Source organism: Limosilactobacillus urinaemulieris (assembly GCF_014838745.1).
In the GTDB taxonomy this organism is placed as follows: domain Bacteria; phylum Bacillota; class Bacilli; order Lactobacillales; family Lactobacillaceae; genus Limosilactobacillus; species Limosilactobacillus urinaemulieris.
The window spans coordinates 1-22,301 of sequence record NZ_JABUXR010000017.1 but is presented as its reverse complement, the minus strand read 5'-3'; the positions used below and the strand labels follow the sequence as shown (position 1 = coordinate 22,301).

At 35.3% G+C, this 22,301-nt stretch carries 19 protein-coding genes; 4 read left to right on the top strand and 15 right to left on the bottom strand.

Annotated features, from left to right (window positions below):
* Positions 1-153: 153 nt before the first annotated feature.
* Positions 154-1,245 (top strand): FRG domain-containing protein, encoded by a 1,092-nt coding sequence (locus HUK45_RS07840; RefSeq protein WP_191911864.1) that lies wholly within the window; start codon positions 154-156, stop codon positions 1,243-1,245.
* 132 nt (positions 1,246-1,377) lie between these two features.
* On the opposite strand, the gene HUK45_RS07835 is transcribed toward HUK45_RS07840, so the two are convergent.
* The 3 genes from HUK45_RS07835 to menB all read right to left on the bottom strand — a co-directional run bounded on the left by HUK45_RS07835 (position 1,378) and on the right by menB (position 5,217).
* A complete protein-coding gene (locus HUK45_RS07835; RefSeq protein ID WP_191911863.1) occupies positions 1,378-2,679 on the bottom strand; it encodes a replication-associated recombination protein A in 1,302 nt (433 codons plus the stop codon).
* A 274-nt stretch (positions 2,680-2,953) separates the two neighbouring features.
* Positions 2,954-4,378 (bottom strand): o-succinylbenzoate--CoA ligase, encoded by a 1,425-nt coding sequence (locus tag HUK45_RS07830; RefSeq protein ID WP_191911862.1) that lies wholly within the window; start codon positions 4,376-4,378, stop codon positions 2,954-2,956.
* A gap of 17 nt (positions 4,379-4,395) precedes the next feature.
* Positions 4,396-5,217, bottom strand: a complete 822-nt coding sequence (gene menB, locus HUK45_RS07825) for a 1,4-dihydroxy-2-naphthoyl-CoA synthase (RefSeq protein ID WP_191911861.1) — start codon at positions 5,215-5,217, stop codon at positions 4,396-4,398.
* Between the two features lie 32 nt (positions 5,218-5,249).
* Between menB and HUK45_RS07820 the strand changes: the two genes are divergently transcribed.
* Complete coding sequence (locus tag HUK45_RS07820; RefSeq protein WP_191911860.1) at positions 5,250-5,627, top strand: PaaI family thioesterase; 378 nt, start codon at positions 5,250-5,252, stop codon at positions 5,625-5,627.
* A 24-nt stretch (positions 5,628-5,651) separates the two neighbouring features.
* On the opposite strand, the gene HUK45_RS07815 is transcribed toward HUK45_RS07820, so the two are convergent.
* The 12 genes from HUK45_RS07815 to HUK45_RS07760 all read right to left on the bottom strand — a co-directional run bounded on the left by HUK45_RS07815 (position 5,652) and on the right by HUK45_RS07760 (position 19,195).
* Positions 5,652-6,515 carry an alpha/beta hydrolase gene (locus HUK45_RS07815; protein ID WP_191911859.1) on the bottom strand — a complete coding sequence of 288 codons (864 nt, stop codon included), beginning with the start codon at positions 6,513-6,515 and terminating at the stop codon, positions 5,652-5,654.
* Positions 6,516-7,565: 1,050 nt separating this feature from the next.
* Positions 7,566-8,252 carry a hypothetical protein gene (locus tag HUK45_RS07810; RefSeq protein WP_191911858.1) on the bottom strand — a complete coding sequence of 229 codons (687 nt, stop codon included), beginning with the start codon at positions 8,250-8,252 and terminating at the stop codon, positions 7,566-7,568.
* 335 nt (positions 8,253-8,587) lie between these two features.
* Positions 8,588-9,562, bottom strand: coding sequence for a hypothetical protein (locus tag HUK45_RS07805; protein ID WP_191911857.1), 975 nt, complete (start codon positions 9,560-9,562; stop codon positions 8,588-8,590).
* A 36-nt stretch (positions 9,563-9,598) separates the two neighbouring features.
* Complete coding sequence (locus HUK45_RS07800; protein ID WP_191911856.1) at positions 9,599-10,531, bottom strand: BsuBI/PstI family type II restriction endonuclease; 933 nt, start codon at positions 10,529-10,531, stop codon at positions 9,599-9,601.
* A gap of 22 nt (positions 10,532-10,553) precedes the next feature.
* Entirely contained in the window at positions 10,554-12,062 is a 1,509-nt protein-coding gene (locus HUK45_RS07795) for an Eco57I restriction-modification methylase domain-containing protein (RefSeq protein WP_191911855.1), read from the bottom strand.
* Positions 12,063-12,094: 32 nt separating this feature from the next.
* Positions 12,095-13,225 carry an XRE family transcriptional regulator gene (locus HUK45_RS07790; protein ID WP_191911854.1) on the bottom strand — a complete coding sequence of 377 codons (1,131 nt, stop codon included), beginning with the start codon at positions 13,223-13,225 and terminating at the stop codon, positions 12,095-12,097.
* Between the two features lie 6 nt (positions 13,226-13,231).
* Positions 13,232-13,915 (bottom strand): DUF5986 family protein, encoded by a 684-nt coding sequence (locus tag HUK45_RS07785; protein WP_191911853.1) that lies wholly within the window; start codon positions 13,913-13,915, stop codon positions 13,232-13,234.
* Positions 13,916-14,049: 134 nt separating this feature from the next.
* Complete coding sequence (locus tag HUK45_RS09750) at positions 14,050-15,258, bottom strand: tyrosine-type recombinase/integrase (protein ID WP_328797168.1); 1,209 nt, start codon at positions 15,256-15,258, stop codon at positions 14,050-14,052.
* A gap of 34 nt (positions 15,259-15,292) precedes the next feature.
* Positions 15,293-15,496, bottom strand: a complete 204-nt coding sequence (locus HUK45_RS07775; RefSeq protein ID WP_191911880.1) for a hypothetical protein — start codon at positions 15,494-15,496, stop codon at positions 15,293-15,295.
* Positions 15,489-15,731 carry a hypothetical protein gene (locus HUK45_RS07770; RefSeq protein WP_191911852.1) on the bottom strand — a complete coding sequence of 81 codons (243 nt, stop codon included), beginning with the start codon at positions 15,729-15,731 and terminating at the stop codon, positions 15,489-15,491. The genes HUK45_RS07775 and HUK45_RS07770 overlap by 8 nt, the downstream gene beginning before the upstream one ends.
* A gap of 64 nt (positions 15,732-15,795) precedes the next feature.
* Positions 15,796-18,693, bottom strand: a complete 2,898-nt coding sequence (locus tag HUK45_RS07765) for a hypothetical protein (RefSeq protein WP_413230828.1) — start codon at positions 18,691-18,693, stop codon at positions 15,796-15,798.
* Complete coding sequence (locus HUK45_RS07760; RefSeq protein WP_191911850.1) at positions 18,683-19,195, bottom strand: hypothetical protein; 513 nt, start codon at positions 19,193-19,195, stop codon at positions 18,683-18,685. The genes HUK45_RS07765 and HUK45_RS07760 overlap by 11 nt, the downstream gene beginning before the upstream one ends.
* 2,036 nt (positions 19,196-21,231) lie before the next feature.
* Between HUK45_RS07760 and HUK45_RS07755 the strand changes: the two genes are divergently transcribed.
* Entirely contained in the window at positions 21,232-21,810 is a 579-nt protein-coding gene (locus tag HUK45_RS07755; protein WP_191911849.1) for a recombinase family protein, read from the top strand.
* 43 nt (positions 21,811-21,853) lie between these two features.
* Positions 21,854-22,301, top strand: a 448-nt coding sequence (locus HUK45_RS07750; protein ID WP_191911879.1) for a 3'-5' exonuclease family protein, incomplete at its 3' end; no start/stop codon positions are given.

The following is a 22,301-nucleotide window of genomic DNA, read 5'->3' as shown; positions in this document are numbered from 1 at the left end:
TAACTAAAAAATAACTTAATTTATATTGTAGTCGTTTTTTTAGGAAATGGTAATTCATCCCCTGGCATTCTAAACTCCCACTGGTATTTCTCACTAAGCTAGACTAAAATTTGCTTAAATGAAATCCTTTAAGGTTAACGGGAGGTTCGTCCAATGATCCATAACATTCAGACCGTTTCTAACTATATTGAAGAAATTGAAAAGCTAATTAATAATAAGCGTCACAATTATTATTTTCGTGGACAAGATGACGCCTTTTCCAATACTTTGCCAGCAATTTTTCGGAGCCGAAAGCTTCTTGATAATGAGGATAATCTATTCAATGACTTTTTGATGACAGATCCCCAACTTTTTGAAAAATGTCGTACTAATTTTGAACGGTTAGCGTTAATGGAACACTACCACCTTCCTACTCGACTATTAGATGTTAGTTCTAACCCTTTAATTGCTTTGTTCTTTGCTGTTAAGGATGGTCAGGGAAATGGTGAAGTTTATGTTTATAAGGACGAGCCTAACCCAGATAAACTGGCTGAAATGTTAGAACAACGGGGATGGCAGAATCTAATTGCCGAGTATAAGAGTAAGAATAAGCTAACCAGTCACAATTACTTTAAGAAAAACGCCTTTAGTAACGAAATGCAGCTTGAATCTTCGCTTGCTCGACAATCGTTAGCTGATAAAGCCGCCTTTTTCCAATCAATTAAAAATTTTTATAAACTAGATAATGATTATATTGGGCAACAGCACAAACTGTGGAGCCACAGTTATGATAGTTACTTTGATGATCAGGATTCTGATTACTTTGCAGAATTCAAGCGTGATCTGCAAACTTTACCATTCTTACGATTATTCGAAGAAGCGAAGCGGGATATTCCGAGCTTTGCCAACAAGTTGAATCCCTTGGAATTAATTGTCCCTAAGATCGTAACAATTAAACGAATGAGTCGGCGAATGGAAAACCAACAAGGCCTTTTCCTCTTCGTTCCCTTTATTGGTGAAGAATATGATCCAACAATTAACATTGATTATTCAGAAGTCGAACGTCGTGCCCAGCTAGCAATCGATATTCTTAGTCTCTATAATGCTGAAAATCCGGCCGAAAAAGAAAAATATATTATTCCAGCAAAGTATAAGCGTTCAATTCTTGACGAGCTAGCTAAATTAGGGATTGATTACAGCTTCATCTATCCTGAAGATCACGCTAAGAAAGCAGAAATGATTAAGGCAAAGTACCTTGGTCTTTAAAAAGAACAACCTAAGCTTAGTCCGCAATGAAATTAGTGATTTTGGATAAGCTTAGGTTGTTTTTTTATTGATCAGCTTGTTTAAGAATGGCTGTTAAAGCCAATTGAGATTATCGACTTCATTAAATTCAATTTACTTAATATGACTACTTGTGAAATGCTCAAAATGATCCGGAAATTCAGTTGGAACAAATGGCTGTTGATAAATATATTTAAGCAGTGCTTGATATTGGGAATATAGTTTTTGTTCATTTTTATTTGGAGCCGGAACATAGTAATGTTTACCGATAAGATCCTTAGGTAAATATTCCTGCCGGGCGATCTTATGGGGTAATTCAAACATATTTTGCATTACTCCAGCACCCCTTAATTTAGCAGCTCCTTGATAGTGGGTGTCTTGTAAGTATTTAGGCATTGGATGATTCGTAGGATGTTCAGCATCTTTAGCCGCCTGGTAGTATGCTTGCATTGCCGAATCAGAACGAGGTGCCACCGCAAGTAATATCGTTGCCATGGCTACATGAGTTGAAGCCCGCGGCAAGCCAATTTCTAATGCGGTGTTAGCCAAGATAATTACCTGAGTAGCTCTCGCTGGATCAGCTAGTCCCACATCTAGTGCGGCTGAATCTTTTAGTCTTCTAACAACCGATTCAAGATCACCTGACTTTAAGATTACCGCTAAGTAATAAAGTGCTGCATCAGCATCAGATCCTTCAATTGAATCCTGAAATGCAGATAAGTAATCATAGTGTTTTGTTGCATCTTTATCGAAAGCAAAATGTTGTTTTTTAGCAAATTCTTCGATATCAGTCATTAACAGTTGATCTGGATGCATGGCATGGAGAGTATCCAAAATATTAAGCGCCACTCTGACATCGCCATTACCACTATTTGCAATTGCATGTGCCTGTTCTTTCGGTAATGTAAATTTTAAATGATCTTGAGCTGCCCGAACAAGTACCGGTTCAATCTCTTCAGCAGTAATCGGATAGAATTCAAAAATTTGGCAACGTGACCGAATTGCTGGTTGAATTGCCATAATTGGATTCTCAGTTGTTGTTCCTACCAATAGGATATGACCATTTTCAAGATACGGTAATAAATAATCCTGAATTGGCTTTGTTAACCGGTGAATTTCATCAAGTAAAAGAACAAAACTTTCATTAGGATGCTTATCTACTAGTTTTTGCAATTGACTTTTGTTTTGAATTGACGCATTAAATTTCTCAAACGGTAATTGTAAAGTTTTCGATATTACATAAGCTAAAGTAGTTTTCCCTGATCCAGGTGGTCCCCATAGTAATAAACTAACTGCAAGATGCTTCGTAATAATCTGATAAAGCGGGCGCCCTGGACTAAGTAATTGTTTCTGCCCAACCATTTGTTCAAGCGAGGCCGGTCTCATTACATCAGCTAATGGTTGCTTAAAAGCCATTTGATTATCCTCCTAACTTAGTAAAGTTTGTACTTACTAATAATAAGGTCAATGACTAATGATTACCAGTAATTACCTTAGTCAAATAGCGCCATAAGATATTTTAATTTTCTGGCCAGAACAGGTCATCCAAGGATTTACCTAATACAAAGATCAATCAATAAAATTGTTATCTTGATCTAGGTATCCGCTTCATTAAGTGTCTGTATGCATAAAAAATACCACTCCATTTTTGTGAGTGGCATCGATATCTATAATACTAGTTGATAAATACCTATTTTTTATTAACCCGTTGACGTAACAAATAATGTTTTACTTTCCCACTAGCATTCGTTGGCAATTGGGCAACTCGAATGTAGCGTCGCGGAACCTTAAAATGAGCTAGGTGTTGATAGCCAAAATGAATTAAATTCTCAATATCTGGTTCATTATCGGTAACAATAAACGCAACCGGTACTGCGCCCCATTTAGGATCGTTTTGACCCACAACTGCAACTTGCTTAATTCCTGGATATTGTTGATAAACCTGTTCAACTTCTTGAGGAAAAATATTTTCTCCACCCGAAATGAACATCTCATCTAACCGGCCGTCAACATAAAGATAGCCTTCATTATCCAAGCGGCCAACATCACCAGTATGGTACCAACCAGCCGTCATTTTACGCTCTAATCTTCCTGGCTGGTTAAGATAACCAGGAGTTAATGCAGGTGACTTAAGGAGAATTTCGTTATTTTCTGGTGCCAACCGTACCTGATTCATAAAAAGTGGTTGTCCAACAGAACCAAGTTTCCGCAATGCATCCTGCGCTCGCAACGCAACAATTTGTGAACAAGTCTCCGTCATTCCATAACACTGAACAACTGGAATTTGAAGACTTGCACATTGCTTTAACGTTGCCATATCAGTTGTTCCGCCACCAAGTAACATACAACGAAAATGCTTGTTATAATGACTTTGACTATTTTTACGCTGTTCAAGCAGTTTTTGCAGCATAAATGGCACAACTGACATAATCGTTACCGGTTCGTCTACTAGGATCTTTTCAATTGTCGTTACGCAAAACTTTTTGGCTAGGCGGACAGTAATGCCATAGATTAATCCCCGCATTAAAATTGAAAAACCACTTATATGGAAAATTGGCGCCACGCAAAGCCATTCATCATTCGCTTCTAAGCCCAAATTAAGTGCGGACGAAACCGCTGAGTAAAAGTGGTTGCCAAATGTTTGCAAAACTCCTTTAGGATTCCCGGTCGTTCCGGATGTATACATAATGCTGGCAACTTGATCGAAGTCAAACTCGGGAACTAGTTGGCCATCTTGAGCTGGTATTTTCAAAAAATGCTCAAAGCTCATGAATCGTTTATCCATTGTGGGACGAACTAGCGAATCAGCCACTAGACAACAAGTTAATCGGCTGTCTGCCATTTGGCGGTCTAATTCATCATTAGCCAGTCGCCAGTTTAACCAAACGATCGTCCTCCCACTCGCTAGTACTGTCATCGCAATTTCATACCCAACCAGCGTATTATCTGTCAAAATTCCTACAAATTTACCAGGTTTTAGCTGATTTAATCGCCCAATATTAGCAGCAACAACGTCTCGTAGCTGACTAAAGGTTAATTGTTTTTGTCCGTCGGTAATTGCGACCTTATCGGGTTGGGTACTCGATTGCTTAAGCAACCAATTTTGCGTTTTCATCTTGTAACATCACCAGCTTAAGGAAATTTTGGAAATTGATCAAAGTTCGGATCCCGTTTTTGATTGAACGCATCGCGGCCTTCCTTTCCTTCATCAGTCGTGTAGAAAAGCATCGTAGCATCTCCACCAAGCTGTTGTAAGCCAGCTAGGCCATCAGTATCAGCATTCATCGCTGCTTTGATAAAGCGCAGTGCAGTTGGTGATTTTTTAAGAATTTCATTACACCAATCAAGGGTAACTGATTCAACCTGATCCAACGGTACAACCTTGTTAATCCAGTTCATTTGGTATGCTTCTTCAGCTGAGTAAAAGTGGTTTAAGAACCAGACTTCTTTAGCTCGTTTATGACCAATTACTCGAGCTAAGTAGCCAGAACCATAACCAGCATCAAAACTCCCGACTTTGGGACCAGTTTGGCCAAATTTTGCATTATCAGCAGCAATTGTCAAGTCGCAAACTAATTGCAAAATATTACCACCGCCAACGGACCACCCTTTAACCATTGCAATTACCGGTTTAGGAATAATCCGAATGAGATGCTGAAGATCCAAAACATTTAAACGCGCAATGTGATCTGGGCCAACATAGCCACCGTTTCCACGAACTCCTTGGTCACCACCAGAAGAGAATGCCTTGTCTCCCGCTCCAGTTAGGATAATCACGCCAATTGTGCTATCATCACGACAGATCGTAAAAGCATCGATCATTTCTTGAATCGTTACTGGCGTAAAGGCATTCATTTTCTTAGGCCGATTCATGGTAATCTTTGCAATTTTACCAGCGCGTTCAAAAATAATTTCCGAATAATCTTTAACATTTTTCCAATCTACACTTATCATTTTAAGCTTCCTTCCAATATGAGGTGAATATTATGAATCTACTACAATACTTAGGAATTAAAATTCAAACAGTAACTGCTAACCAAGTAATTATTAGTATCAATGTGACTGATCAAATAAAGCAGCCCTTTGGTATCGTTCATGGTGGAATCAACGCTACTCTAGCCGAAACGGCTGCTTCTCTAGGAGCCAATGCATGGCTAGCCGACAATGAGCGTCACCAAGTAGCAACAGGAGTCGACATTAATACTCAACATCTCCGTGCCGTTAAAACAGGGATCCTCAAAGCTGTTGCTACCCCATTGAAGTTGGGCCGAAGAATCCAAACTTGGCAAGTTCAAACCTTTAATGATGATCAACTCACTAGCAATAGTACCGTTTCCTTACTAAATACTACCCTAGATAACTAATTAGTCCGATTGATAGTTCTTCTTTTATAAGTGTTTTGCCAAAAAGTTCTCAATAATTTCAAAAACTTGTGGCTGCAGGAATTGAGCATCCATGTGACCAGCACCGTTAAGAACGTACATATCAGCAGGCACTTGATTTTCAATCAACTTATCATAGAGCTGTTCGCTGTCTTTCAATGGAACTACCATATCGTTAGTTCCGTGGAAGATTAAGAATGGGACAGTTTGTTGATCAATATATGATAGTGGATTGGCTGCCCGATCGAGTTCTGGCACATCTTCAGGTTCTGCGCCTAATAAATTGCGGTAAACAAAATCAAAGTCATTAGTAGCGCTTCCCTCCTTAGCTGTCAGGGGATCAACTACTCCATAGAATGGGACAACAACCTGAACATCACTTGAAACATCACTTGAAACATCAAGGTGATCACCCTTATCAAATTCTCGATGACCGTTAGTAACCCCAAGCATACTAACCATATGACCACCGGCAGATTCGCCCATTGCAACAAAGCGATCTGGGTCGGCCTGATAACGATCTGCATTAGCCCGAATGTAGCGAATAGCAGCTTTAGCATCTTCTAATTGTCCTGGGAACTGAACCTTATTACTATCACGATATTCAACACCCACTAAAATATAACCATCGTGGGCAAAATCAACAAGATTAGGTAAGTGGACATTGTTATCAGTATCCATCCAGCCACCACCAGCAAACCAGAAAATTACCGGATAGCGTTTATCACTATCATTCTGAAAGTGACGAATAACTGTTAATTTAAGATCTCTAGTAGTATTACCTAGCCAGCCTGGGACTTGAGTGTAGGTGACATTCGTATCCATCCATAAACCATCACGAACTGTCTTAACATCAATCGTTTTCTTCATTTTAGTCATAACTCCTTTAGCGCAAAATCTCTAAGCGCTTTGATTGTAACAAATAATCTGCTATTGATAAACTAAGGTGGCCGTTCAGTAAAAGTTAAAAATAAAAAGACAGACTATAACTGTAAAGATCTACCAAAACTATGCATTCCTTACTTACCAGTACAGCCCTTAGTATATTTTCTCTACTCAATTCTCTACTCAATATAGTAAAATAATTGATTGTTAATTCTTCAGAAGGAGTGTGGACATCCTTGAAAGTAAAAATTTCCCTTAACTGGTGGGGAGTAATTATTTTAGCGGCTTTGATTTATGCACTATGGCGTTAAAGTTTAATTTCATTAGCTTAAAAGAGTGTAGTAATATTTTTAACTCAAACCATCTAGAATAATCAGAATTGATAATTATTTTTACTACACGTATCTAAAATCAGATTTTAAAAAATTATTCTGCAATTAAACATAATAAAAAGCCTATAGACTAAGCAAAAAACAACTTAATCTATAGGCTTTAAATATTAATAATGCTGACTAGAGTCGCTGTTTTGTAGTAGCTGAGGTATTGGTACGACAACATTCGACTCTAAACGTGTTAAGGCTTTGTGTTAATTTCATGGTCAGAAACTTTGTTCAAAAGCTGATGTGACGGTAATCTAAAGTATTTTGTTCCATCTAAACGATTACCTTTCAGCTAGGTAATAAACTTTTACTTTGACAAAGTTTATTAAGCAATTTGCTTATGTCGTTAATTATTAACTGACCGTTATATATTTCTTTTTTATTTAATAGGATTGTGATTCGAATCTTTTAATGACGTGCTCTAGAGACTGGGTTAAATGAGTATGCCATTAATCAATAAAAATTATTATATCAAATTAGAAGGTGCAAAGCAAGAACAAATTTTAAAATAATCAAAAAAGTAATAGATTTCACCAACAATGATGGTAACAATTAGCAACTACGCTTATTCTTGCTATATTAGCGATTCAGGTACTTCAGCTACTTATATGACGGGAACTTCACTTAATTTATATCTTTAGGCAATACAGTACAGTCATTTAGCTGATACTTTTTCTAAAAAGTAACCAAGAGCTCTTGAATAATCTTGAATTGGCTCAAAACAGTCAAAAATATTATTTAGACTATCTATTTTATTATTAATAACCTCATATTTGCGATAAAGTTTATCAAAACTCAACGCTAACATTTGAGGAAAACTTTCTTTTATTTTATGTTCAACATTATACCGAGCAAAGAAAATAAAGTCATTTTGAAACTCTTCAAGAATATAACGGAACTTATCGTTCCTTTCTGGACTACTTCCATCTTTCTTATATTCATCAATAATTATCAAAAGGTTTCTAACATGTAAATTATGATTACTTAACTCACTGAAGAAGTTTTTATATTCAGACTGAAGCATAACAACCTGGATGTTGCTAATTCTATTGGCTAATTCTTCTTGTTCTTTATTCAATTTCTCAATTGAGCCATTAATTTTACCAAGAGTTTTAGCTGTACTATTTAAATTACTCGATATTTCTTTTTGAGTATTCTCTATAATACCTTGATGTTCTTCTAACTTTTCTTGACGCTTACTCGTTCCAACATTAGCTTTATGATTTGAATATATAGCAAAAAACAACGTCCCTATGTTTAAAATAATCCCTACAAAAGCAATAATATGGTCCACACTAAAAAGCGGATTTTTTAAAGATACTGTAATATCTGCTAATATCATTTCTCCATCTCCAATACTAACAATAGTTTGTTAATTTACAACTTAGTCAATAAAATACTTTAACACATTTTAACACGCAATCATCCTTGCTACATCAGCAATCCAAGCACTTCTACTACTCAAAAACCACTTATCAACATCCGTCCGTGTTAACAAACGTGTTAAAACAGCGCCATTTAAGCAACGAAAAAAGCCTGTAATGCCAACGATAAACGCTGGTATTACAGGCTTATGTGTTTTTTGTAGTGCTCACTAAAGTCGCTTTTTTAGAGTAGTTCAACCCTTGGTGTAAAAGGATTTCATCCTAAATGTGTTAAGATTTTGTGTTAAATATTCTAATCTTCAATACTATTAACCTCAAAAGACTTTGTGAGTAAAATATCATCGATCGAAACTGCCATCATATCTAGATTATTGGGATCAATATTTATATAAACACTTGTTTCTGTTTCTTTAACTTTTCCCATGATAAAAACGTATAGTTCTCTATCTACATTATTCTTTAAAAGGTTTCGTTCCTTAAATTGATAGTTTACAGTATTTTTGATGGTTTCAGCATTGATAAAACATAAAACTTTCTTTTTAGAAGTTTTAAATGATTCTTGGAAAGATATCCAATAACCTGTTTTATCACGATTGTAGTTAATAAATGCTTTTCCATAAAAAATCTTTGTCTTACCCTTTAAGTCCTTAGTAATTCCTATATTATGAATTCTTTTAAAAAGCGTACTAAGTTTATAAGTATAGCCTTTCTCCGGATACTCAATTAATACTCTTACACTATCCAATTTATCTTCTTTTAACGCAATTAAATATTTGTCAACTAAACTAGATAATAAATAGTAATTTGAATGTGTTATTTGTCGTTTAGCATATTCAGCCTCTGGTAATTCTCTATTGTCATCATTCTTATCTTCATTAGACAAATCGCTACTAATACTTAGTTTCATCGTTTTTGTATCTTCTGGTCGATTCATTCGAAAAGATATTTGATCACAATTTTCTTGTGATATTCTCGTTTCAGAATCTTGTTTTTCCCTAAGCAGTTCAACTTGTTCTTCAAAATCACATTTTGGTGCATGAATCGTTTTGTTTCTTTTTGTAAATACAAAATATGGCGCTCTAACTTGTTCAATTTTAGTCTTGTCCATATTAGCACATGTTATTTGTGCACTACACGTTTTCCCAGGGCAAACGAATTTTCTTTTATCACTATCGTTTAATATTCCATCTAGCCATAATTCATTGGCTTTTACAGCATCAATACAATCTGCAATTTTAGGACAATAAGCAAAATCTATTTTAACCATAATGAATCGCCACCCTATGTTATTATGTGTGATAAATTATCGTGGCCCCATAAATCTATCTCCATTCATATGAATCATATGATCTGGAAAATCTGCTATCCATATTTCTGTTTCCCATGCAATCTTGTTAACAAACTTTTTGTAGACACTCCAATTTTGGAATGCTGTAACAAAGATTAACCCTGCATTACCTTTATAATTATTTTTTATTTGAGTAACACGATCTATCGACATTGGTCCAGTACTTGATACTGCTTCGACCAAAAATAACCATCGTTTCTTCTCATTATATAAAATAATATCTGGAATAATTTTATGCATTGTAATTGGGAATCCCAATTGTTGCAATTTACTTTTCTCAAAAATCAAGCTTTTATTTGCAGTATCCCCCACATAAAGCAATTCAGAACCGCCCGCAAATTTAGGTGCAAACTTTTCAATAACTTCTTTATGAAGAATATTATGAGCACCCGGAGTTAATTTAAAATTATGACCTTGGTACTTAATAGGGATCATAGTTTTTTCTCTTGTTGACCTTAACAACTGGATTCTTGATTCCCTATTAGGCAGAAATTTTTGTAATAGCTTTTCATAACTACTTGTACCATAACTTCTAACAAGATCAAAAAAATCATCATCCAAATACCATTTAAATTTACTAGAATTAGTTGCTATCCCCTCAGACTCATTATTTCTAGCAAGGCCCACCGTTTCTAATTTCTTTGCTCCATTTTTTCTTAATGATTCTCGTGTATTCTCTTTTAAGTTAGTATCATAGTTACTATTTAAGAATAGACGAGATTCATGCATACTTATTCCATCATTAGTAGCATTTTTCCATTCCATTTCATTAGTAATTCTGGTTGCGGCAACAATAAATCTCACTGCCATATTGTTAGTGTTTATGTCATTACTAAATTCAACATCTTTTAATATTTTACATACATCATCTAGTTTATTATTACTCATCATAGAACCTCCGCTTTTAAACTTATATATTAGAAATTAATTTATCTATCATACTCTGTTCCATACTCTCTAGGCGTTGAGCATCGTACTTTTGTCCTAGTTCAATAAGCTGTTGTTTGCTTGGGCATTTCATCGTATTTATCTCAGTAGAATTTACCTGAGTATTGCTTCCTAAAAGACGATAGTATTCATCAAATTTAGTTGATGATAGAAATAAATATGCTCCTTTTAAAAGGTTATGATTTTCTGCAATAACAAAATTTAATTTATTATCAGTACTGATTTGATCATACTTGCTAAATCTTGAAGAATTATAGTATGCGGTTTGAATTCTTCGCTTTTCTTCTTTTGAGGAGAACCGTTTTACAAAGATATAATCTTGATTGTTTTGAAGTAATCCGTTACGTTTCTTTTTTAAAAATTGACCTTTTTTTCTATTAAGATGGACAGAATGCTTACTGATATTATCACTAAAAATAATAGGTACATTTTCACTCGAACCTTCATCCTCTAATAAACTTTTATTACGGAAACATACTGTTAATCCTGTCTTCATTTTTAAACCAGAATTTTCAACCGTACTTGAAAATCTATTAGCCCATTTTAAAGTTTCAATATCTTTTTTACTATTAACTAAGTATATTCTTTGCTCTTTTCCAACAACTATATTTGCTTTATCAGCCATTATATAATTTGTCTTGTTAAGCAAAGAAATACTATTATGTGTAAAGTATCTAATCTGATTAATCTCTGACTTTTTTTTAAAAACGACAATAACTAATTCCTGCAAAACCTTTGCATTCCCGAATTTATTTTTTCTTGTTTTGAAAGAATGTATTTCACTTATATTTCCTTGAGAAAAAATAAAATGACGCAATTTAGTAAAATAAGAACCGCTCATCCATGAACGGGGAATAATAAATATAGCATTTGACTTTGGCTTTAATTCAATTATTGATTTTGCCAAAAACAACCCGTATAGATTAGGAGCTCCATGCACAATAAAAGACATTGCCGCAGCTTCTTCACTATCTTTTCTTAGTTTTTTATATGGAGGGTTTGAAATAATTAAATCATATTCATTTTCGTGATTATTAATTCCATAATCAAATAAGTTATATCCGTCCAAAATATAATTTTGTGGTTTTATTGTATATGTGAATTTTAAATTATTATTTTTAGCCCATTTAGATATTAATTTATAGTTATGCCTTAAAACCTTCAAAGCATTGTTATCATTTTCATAAGAAACAATTTGGACAATTGCATCACTATTTATCGAAAATATTTTCTGCACAAGTGATATTCCTAACACACCCGTACCAGCACCTGGATCTAATATTTTAAAAGTTGAATGTTTTTGGCAAAGATTTTTTTCCAATAGTCTATCAGACATATAATTTGCAATATTTTGCGGTGTAGTAAATTGACCAATTTGCTTTTGTACCTGACGACTAAGCGTACTTATAAATTTCTCCTCAGCCTTGTTCAGCATGTTTTTTACCTGAACATTTTCTAATGCCACATCCATTTACTGCCATTCCTTTCATGAAGTAATTAGGTCTAACTCTTATATGTAACTATATTAGAACCATTATTCCTCAGTTTTTCATCAGGAACTCCCAATAACTCTGAAATTACATTTAATGGAAGTGCAAGACCATATTTTTCTTCTAATAGTCCATTGATTACGTTACCATCAAAAAGCTCAATTTTATTTATTAAATTAAATGCTTGCTCCATTAAAACTGGTTTTCTTATAACAAAATCTTTATCAAACGGTTCTTCCTTACGCCAATGATTATAACTTAACCGCTTCTGTAAATTACGAAATTCATTAGGAGTAAGTAACCCTAATGAATTAGCGCGATATATCATACTAGAAATGGAAACCTTCCATTTACGTTTTAAAAAAATATAATTATTAAGGCTTGTTTCTTTATGTAAAACATCTTTTTTAAATTGCAAAGACGGTAATAGAAAGTTAGCAGCAAAAGAATTGGCTTCATTTTCCATCGTCCTATATTCAACTGAATCTAATTCTTGAGGTTGTAACTTTCCCGAATGCAAAACCCAATGTCCAAGTTCGTGAGCTAAGCTAAATTGTTGCCTAAAATAAGAATTATTATCCGAATCTATCAAAATACAATAATAGTTTTTACCATTAATTTCAATCTCACTGCCAAACGCATCAACTTTACCTGAATAGGACGATATCAAAGCAAGTTTGAATCCATGTCTTTCAAGTAAATCGATCATATCAGGAACTGGTCCTTTTATTTTCCAAGCATTTCTAAGCTCTTGAGCAGCCACAGCAGGTTTAGAAGAAAAGTCAATATTATCTTCTAACAGTGGAAAATCAACATAGTCTTCAAATAAATTTGCTAAAATAGCTAAATACTTTTTCTTTAACTCACTTGGTTGTTTCTCAACTCGTGTAGACGTGAGCCGGCTTCTATAGAATGTTCCCAAGTCTTCTTGACTATACTTATCTTCTTGTTGAAAAAACGCTAATGGAAATTTTAAATTGAGCACTATTTTTTGATAATTACTAGCGCTTGGTACAGAATCGCCATGTTCATATCTTGAAATCATTTGCTTTGAGACTTTAATATTTTTAGATAAATCAGTTATAGATAGTTTTCTAAACCTTCTTGCTTCTTTTAGTCTCTTACCATTAAATGGCATAGACATAGTGCATCACTCTTTCTTATTTTGCTTCTTTTTTAAGGTTACTAGAGGCTTATGCTGCTTATTATCAGTATTATCCATAGCACCATTCAAATTCTTATTGTCATTATCATTCTCATGAAGCAATGGAGTCAAATTAACCTCATCTACCGTAGCATATTGATCATTGAGCAATAAACAGCTTGCTTCAATAGCTTCATCAACTATGTAATCGACGATTACGATATAAACTTTCTTTACATTCTCATACCATTCACCCAACATTTTTTGATTCTCTGTAATTCTTTTTTCATCATCGTCATTATTTTGGAACAAGGTTACTTCACTTGTCAAAGGCAATAGTCCAGAATTATAAATGAGTAAATCATAAGTGTAGTGAGTTGAAGTTCCATTTTTTAAATATTTATTTTTTATATTTTTAGAGTTATTCTTGGATGATAATAAATATAGCTCCCCAGTTTCAGTATTAAAAACTGGATTTATTTCCCAAAAAACCCTCTTAATATGTAACACTTTTATTCTATCATTGTGCTTAAAAATTTTTACTAACACTTTAGCTCTGCGTGCCCACACTGCTTGTGGCAAACCGTTAGTATTTACATCCGAAATTGCTTCCCTAAAATCGTCAATAACATCGCGTCGCGTAACCTTCATTACTTGTAAAATCGAATCAATTACTTCTTCATTTCCCATTTGGAGCACCGCCTTTATATTATTTATAGTTAATTTTACTCTTATAGTTGACTTTTTTCTATAATTTTCGTACAAAATTAAATAAAGTACCAGTATAAAGCCTATTCACCTATGCTGGTACTTTATCCTATAATTTACATTGACAAGTAGCGATCCATCAATCCGCTATATCCAGTGTTAAACGTCTTCACGTAATACCGCATATAGACAGCTAATGAATTACCTAACCGATTGCAGGCATAACTATAATCGCCGAGTCTTGCTAACCTGGTTCCACATGTGGTTCTTAGGGTATAGCAACTCAATGGCAGTTCCCCATTATTAACCCCAATTCTTCGGCAAAGTTCTTTTAACATGTCATTCATTGAACGTTGGGTGACTGGATATCCTAGTCTGGCTAACCGGTAGTCAGTCAGATTAATGAATAATAAGTCACTAGTAGTTTGCAGACCTTTTTCTTTTATAAACTCTTCCTGTTTTTTCTTAAAAACTTGCAACTGATCATAAAGCTGCTGAGTTATTGATGGAGTGAGACGACTTTCACCTTTGCGGCGGGCTTTAAGGTGACCGTTTAGCCCCTTAGTCAATTCAGAATAAGAATCGTTAATTCGAAATACCCAGTGACCTTCATCTTGGGTGAGATTAGCCAGCTTCAATGCTTGAATCTCCTGTGGTCGCATCCCGGTTTCCGCTTCGACCCACAATGCCATCCTAACTACCCATCTTTGGATTGGGATCTGAGTTAAATCGTCTTGAATGGCTTGCCGAAAGGCCTGAAACTCTTGATCCGTCATTGCATATTTCTCTTTAGTAATTGATTGCTTATCCCGTCTGAAGAAGTAGTCAATTGGTCGCTTAGGCACTGGTGATTTGACAATTACGTCACCCTCCAATGTTAGAAAATAGGTTCTCAATTGCTGTAACAGCTTACTAGCAGTTGAATGAGTGGTAATACTAGCATGATGTTCCCTAGCATAGGTAGTAACGAACTCTCTGATCGTATCTTCATCACAGTTTCTGACCTTCACCCCGCCAAGATAACAATGCACCATTTTCTCCGTATAATGCCAGGTCTTTATCGAAGCTGGACTCCAGCGTTCCATCTTGATTTGCTTTGCAATCCATTCGGACAAAGCCTGTGGAAGGTACTTGCTACCGGTGTTGAAATCATGCCCAGTCTTGATTTGATCAATTAGGTCGGCTTCAATTTTTCTAGCTTTCGACTTCGTTTCCGCATAGTGGACGGGAGCCGAAACCAACTTACCATGCACACTAGTCTGCGGTCTGATCCAATACTGACCACAATGCTTACTATTTTTATTGGTTACTAATTTAATCGTCACAGATTATCACTCCTAGAACCCATTAATAAAAATATTAACGTGCTTTCCAAGTTATGACTTGCCTGAATCCCGCTGTTTTCAGCCAATTAACTACCTCATCAACCACAAAGTAGCGTCTGGATTTCGGATCCAGTTGATGATATGGCATACCCAGTCGAATCAAAGTGTAAATGTAACCGTTGCTGCATCCGATAATATCTGCTAATGTTTTCAAGTTAACGATTTCATCTTTAACCATGCCCATTTTCCTTCCTTAACCGCTTAATTTCACTTCTTAACTTCTCAATTTCATTAACGATCTTCACATATGTCACTCTAGGAAAATAAATTCCCACCAATTGACACTGATCATCATAAACATTCACTGATGTTTTTATTGTGTCGCTGTAGTTGTGCAATGCGTTAAACTTTTGCAGAAACTTAGACTTTTCAACGTTAACAGTCTTATCTTCTGTCTCATCAATCAATAGCATTAATACTCATCCTTTCGGTTTCGCTGCTCGTTTCTATGTTAAAATTACTGTGTAAAGTTTTTATTTAATTGTTGAATTCAAAAGGAGTAAATACCGCACTGCTCTGCGGATACTTCTTTTTGAATTCATCATATTTGTATCGCCATGTTTTTAAGGTTGTAATTTCTCCAGTTGTTCTATCAACACTACCAAGTCGATCTGGAGTAACGTGCAAATCGTTAAACATGGCTTTTATTTTTTCTTGGGCCAATTTATCATTCTTAACGCAGATTACTTTCTGATAATTCTTGCCATTGAAGTGTTTGCGCTTCATTACAAAACCCAGCATTTCTAGCTGTTCAGTGAAGGCCCGATATGAAGCACTTGGTTGCTTCATCTTATCTTTATAGACATTGAATAACCGATTAGCTTGGATCCCAACCAGATCATAGAGTGACGTAATTCCCTCATTTTCCAGAAATAGCTCCAAAGAATCATTTAATGCTGCTAGCTTAGTAGCTGCAGAATATTTGTGATTAAAGATTTTCTGCCGCTCTTTATCACTCATCTTTAGCAGCTTACTTGCCTCTTGCATAATGATATAGAACAGTGCCTGCCACACCTTAGGATTGTTAATAAAATCAGAAACGTTGACTACCCGTCCCTGCTCATCTTTGATGGGATCTTCCCTTAATGATTTCGGTGAGTTAATCACAAACATTCGTGCTGCAGTCCCTTCTTGCGTGACCTGTGGCATGGCGTTAGTTGCAATTACAATCAATGACGGTAAAGTTACCGGATGATCTGCCTCATACTTAGCCGAAGCAGTTACGGCCATTTCTGAAATCACCCCATTAATCACGGTTCCAGCATTAGCAGTAATGACGTTCCGCTTTTCATTGGCCTGAAAGTCGTCAAACCACAGCATTACCTTACCGTTTTTGACATCATTCAACGCTATGTAGCGACCGTTAATAAAGGCTTGATTCACGTTCTGAGTATTGGATCTGATATTAGAGCCACTTTGCCCTTCGTCATTGAAGAATTTCTCCAATAAGACCGCTAAGGTACTCTTTCCGGCACCGCTTTTTCCTTTCAAAACAATAAAAACTCTTAACTCACTCATTATGTCGGTATATTGGAGTGGTATCAGTCCTAACATTGCTTTTAATTGTTTCAGACCCTTTGGCGCAAGATGTTTTAGAAAATAATTCAACTGAAAATATTCACTAGAATTAACAATGGTTGGATCGTAATCCACATTGACATGGTGATTAAGCTGATATTTAAATGGCGAATCTGTCCTAATCTCCGCATTTTGATCAAGGAAGATAGCCTGATGATCCGACTGGAAACCATCACCTAGCTGATCTTGATACTTTTCGTCTGCCAGTAAAGCCAACACATTATTTTTATTGTTCTTGAACTGTTGTTTTTCTTTTTTAGTGAAATATTTCTTCAGCAGATGATTAACTACGGATTCCTTAGTGGAGTAGATTCCCCGTTCATCCTTAACTAGTAATCGACCATCAACTACTAGGGTGTTCGGAGCATTGTAGATATGGTCGGCCAAGTCTAATTGGTCTAAATACTTACCCTGCCATAGCTTAGTTAAATAGTTCCCCAATTGGTTAGCATTCCCATGATGTAGTTTGGCCCATATCTGAATGACCAGGGCCAGTAAATTAAATTGGTATGTTTGCTCTACATTGCTGTTCCTGATTCTTTGGACTTCGTACTTCATCCAGTCCTCAATCGATTGGCCTTCACCGATTAAATCAACCACACTCGGTATGTAGTTACAAATCACACTGGCATTGGTGTTTTCCAGATAATCGTCAATATCTTTGATTTCAGTTGTCTTAATTGCTTGATCTAAAACATTAATTCGATCCTTTAGCTTACAACCTGAAATGAAAACCTGATTTCTCAACAATTCTTGAGTGAATCGATTAACGTAATCTTCACCTTGCGTGTTGTTTTCCTCGTCAAGAGTGAAGTAATAATAATACTTTCTTTCTATTAAATACTGAGCATCATAGACACCAGCTTTAGCTAGAATTTGTTTAATATTGTTCAGCTTCTCTGCTTGATCTACTGGGTCAACGCCATCAATACCTTCTTTAAATAAGTAATTGTTTAGCATTTTTATGGACCTCCTTTCTTTTGCCTGAGCTAGTTCTACAATGCCTTGATCAACATCTTTTGGTTTGAGCTTTCTCAAGCTCTTGCCAGTTTTTGATTGGTAGACTGAATTCACATCAAAGTTATGATTTCGGCATTTATAGTCTTCTTCACTATTAATTAAGATGTACTCTTGCGGACTTTTGATAATGGCATGTTGCCATCGTTTCATTGAAAAAGTTAAATTATCGATTTCTGCTTGATAATGATCCTTAAATTTCAAATATTGATTCTCAAAATCACGAGGTACTCGCATAATAAAGCCATCGTTTAAACAATTAACAATATTGGACATTCCCCAATAATTAAGCACATCAAACATGAAGTTCATCGAGCTATATACAGCCAGTAATCGATTAACATACCGTCCTTGACCAGAATCATTAGTGGAACAATACAAATTGAGCTTCAGCTTAATTTCATTCCGTTCCCTAACCAGTTCAGTATTATTCTGGTAATTAGGCATCGCTTCAATTTGCTGTTTGCGATCAAACAATTTCTTGTAGTAAGAATTCAGTAGCCCTAATTTATACGCAAATGTCGGTAGCATAGAGTGGACATCGATCTGGACCACATCATCAATAATTGTTTTGGTGGCTGAATAGATGCCGTTATTTGTGAAGTTAAAACTAGTCTTAACCATATGTTCAAAGGCACTAGTTACAATTAGTTCATCATTCTTCTGCTCCAGCAATAGCTTATTGCCGCTAAACGCTTTGTTTAGATGCAACCGTTCGGCTTCAATTAGGTAAAATGGAGTTGTGGAGAAAGTCATAATTCCGGTGTCATCAATTAGCATTTTCACTCAGCTTCATCCATAGATCTATTTCATTGTCACAGATATGCTTGCATGCTAATTGGGGTAGCTTTTCAAAATATTTCTCAATGTTATCCCTAATTTTAGAAAGTCGCTCTCCTGCAGAAGGATCATATTCCACAACCTGCTTAATGTTTTTTTCTTCTTTTCTAGTGAGCATTCTGATGCCTAGTTGTTTAAATCGACACCGTATAGCTCTCTTAACATTTCGATCACTAAGTTCCGGGTGAGCATTAACCATATCAGAAAACCTAGAATATCTGGCATAACGAATATCCGAATACACAGGTGCATACATTCTTTCTGCCGCAACCTTAATTATTCCGCCATAACCAGAATGCATTTTGGCACAATTTGTAAAATCCATTATCGGGTAAACAATTTGCTTCCCTGCTTCTACTATTCCATAGCCACCAGTATACTCACCATATTCTTGGCGGAAGAAAATATTCATATAGTACGGTGGATTTTGTAAAATAGTCATAAAAATTACCTCTTTCTATAAATACTAATTAACTGCACTAATAATTTATGCGCTTTAGGGTCCATCTCTTGGTCTAGCAATGATCATTGCTATTCATCTCCTTCGTATTTTCTGGGTTATGAAATTCCTCTACATATGTTTTAATTGAAATTCATTTGAAAATAATTTTTAAAAATCGTTTTTTCAACATTCGAAAAATTCCCCTCACCAATTGTTATAATAAAAATTAAAATCAAAAATTATTTTAAAAATCGTTCTTTAAGGCAACGGATTCTGCCCTCACATTTAGTTTAAGAAAAATTCATTTTAAAAAATTTTTTCAAAATTGTTTTACCCAATTTTGAATTGCATCCTCACCTGTTAGTTTAATTAAAATTAATTTTAAAAATAAAAGTGATTATCGTTTATGTAACTACATGATGTAGTAACGGTAACCACTTTTGCTTATCTAAATTTGAATGTGTATTGTTTCCAATGCAGAATCCTTCATCCATATTCTTTTATATAATAGGTAGAAACTTTTATTAATCTATTTCTCAAGTCACTTTAGATTCCACTGGTGCCAACGGTCGTAGCGGAAGTGAAAACAATGTCTAACTACTACTCACTATTGACTTTAACCCATTTTCAATAACACAATTTATTTGGTGCCAGGCGTGCCAGGTTTTGGGGTAAAACATAATAAATAATAATTAACTACTAAATTCAACATCAATTACTATTATTTTTCTTCCTAATTAGTTAACTTAAAAAGTTCTTGTTAAAACCTGGCACCGTTGGCACTTTTTCTTTCAACACCATGACATCACTGACTTTATCTATCATTACTCAATTGGCACCACAATTATTAAAAAGTGTCAAAGTGCTTGATATAACAATATTTTACTGGTGCCAGCTAACTTGACACTAACCCAGCACCAATTGGGTTAATAACTAGCCTGTTTTAAAATTCAAAGTCCGGTGTCAAAAACGGTGTCGCACATTGGCTAAAATGTGCCAGCTAAACCGACACCTAATTTCAACCTGGCTATGTAGATTTGCACTATATTAATTGCATGGTCCTGATTAAAAATTTTAAGCTGATGGGTAGAGTAAGCAGTAATATTAAGATACAGAAAAACCGCTCAGCCAGAAAGCCAAGCGGTCGTCAAAGTCGCTAAACCATGCTATAATATAACCGTAACAGAGAATATATTATATTCAACAATTAGGCTGATAGCTTAACGGTAGCGCTCTTGTTCTGGTGTACTGCAATACACCACCAGCCAAGCGCAACAAAGAACGTCCCCAAAGAGATTAGCTCCTAAGTTGACATCTTGTGCTTTGGTGGTTGCCAGTGCACTTTTTTATTATAACAAGTTTATAAGGATGTTGAGGAATTACTTTTATTGCAATTATTGATTAGACACTTTCTTTTTAATTAAATGATTAAATAAAACTTTTCAGGATTAATAACATTAGACTGATCCAAGTATCAGCAGTAGACCTCAAATTACTTTGGTTACCCAATCCATTAGGTGCCAGGTGTGTCAGGTTTTAGATGAAAACATATTAAATAACTATTACCTACTCTTTTAAACACTAATTACTATTATTTTTTTCATTTAATATTTAATTTAAAAAGTTCTGTTCAAAACCTGACACCGTTGACACTTTTTCTTTCAACACCTTGATACCACTAACTTTAGCCATCATTCCTTGACTGACACTATAATTATTGAAAAGTTTCCAAATGCTTGATATAACAATAATCTGCTGGTGTCAGCTTAACTAACACCAGACCGACACCATTTGAATTAATAACTGACACTTTTAAATTTCAAAGTCCGGTGTCAAAAATGGTGTCGTACATTGACTAAAATGTGTCAGTTTACCCGACACCTAATTTCAACTTGGCTATGTAGATTCTCAACCATTCGCACTATATTTAATGCAAGCCTATTCAAAAACTTGTAAGTAAGCGAATGAAGGGGCTGGGCCTATAACATCAAGCCTTAATGATGTTCAAAAACTATGGTCAAAAAGGATGGATTGAAATGACACAATATGGCTATGCTAGGGTCTCCACTAAGGGACAAGAACTAGCAGATCAGATTAATCAATTACAGAATGCTGGGATCAGTGATGATTGTATCTTCTCCGAAAAATTTACTGGAACCACTACTGATCGTCCCCAATTTGCTAAACTCACTCAATTGGTGAAACCGGGTGATGTGATTACGGTTACTAAGCTGGATCGGTTGGCTAGAAATACACGGGAAGCATTGAATGTGATTGACCCATTAATGAATCAAGGAGTGAAGATCAATGTCCTTAACATTGGCATGTTGGAAAACTCAACAGTAGGTAAGTTAGTTAAGACCATTCTCTTGGCAGTAGCGGAAATGGAGCGGGATATGATTGTGGACCGGACCCAAGAAGGAAAACGCTATGCTAAACTGCACCGGTCTGATTATCATGAAGGAAGGCCCAAAAGAGCCATCACCCCACACTATCAGGCCGCTTATGAGTATTTACTGACCCATTCTTATAAGCAAACTGCGAGTGCTTTTGATATATCAATTTCAACTTTGCAGCGGATCCGAAAGCAGGTGGAGCAAAATAATATAGCTTAGTTTCCAAAAAATATATATTATTTTGCGCTGGAGGATTTGAAAAATGGTAAAATATTATACTCCATTTATATACTGGATTGATACTACTGGTTTAGATTGGCAAAGTGATGAAATCATTCACCTAACCATAACGGATTTATTTGGCAACATTGTTTTCTCTCACTTATTCAAACCAGAAAGAGTTAAAAATTGGGACCCGACTCAACAAGGATTTAAAATTCACCCACAAGATGTGACTAACCAACCATCATTAAATGATTTCTTACCAACCATTCAAAAGCTCTTTAACCAAGCTGATACTTTAATTGGCTTTGGCAATTCTACTTTTGATGATCTGTTCTTACAACAGGCTGGGATCAAATTGCCACAAGTGATGGAAGTTGATTTACAGCAACAACTCTTTAAAAAGTATCACTTATTTGATCACGCTCCATCAATTTATGAGTGTGCAGACTATTTTCACTATCAATTAAATCCCAAGACGGCGACTT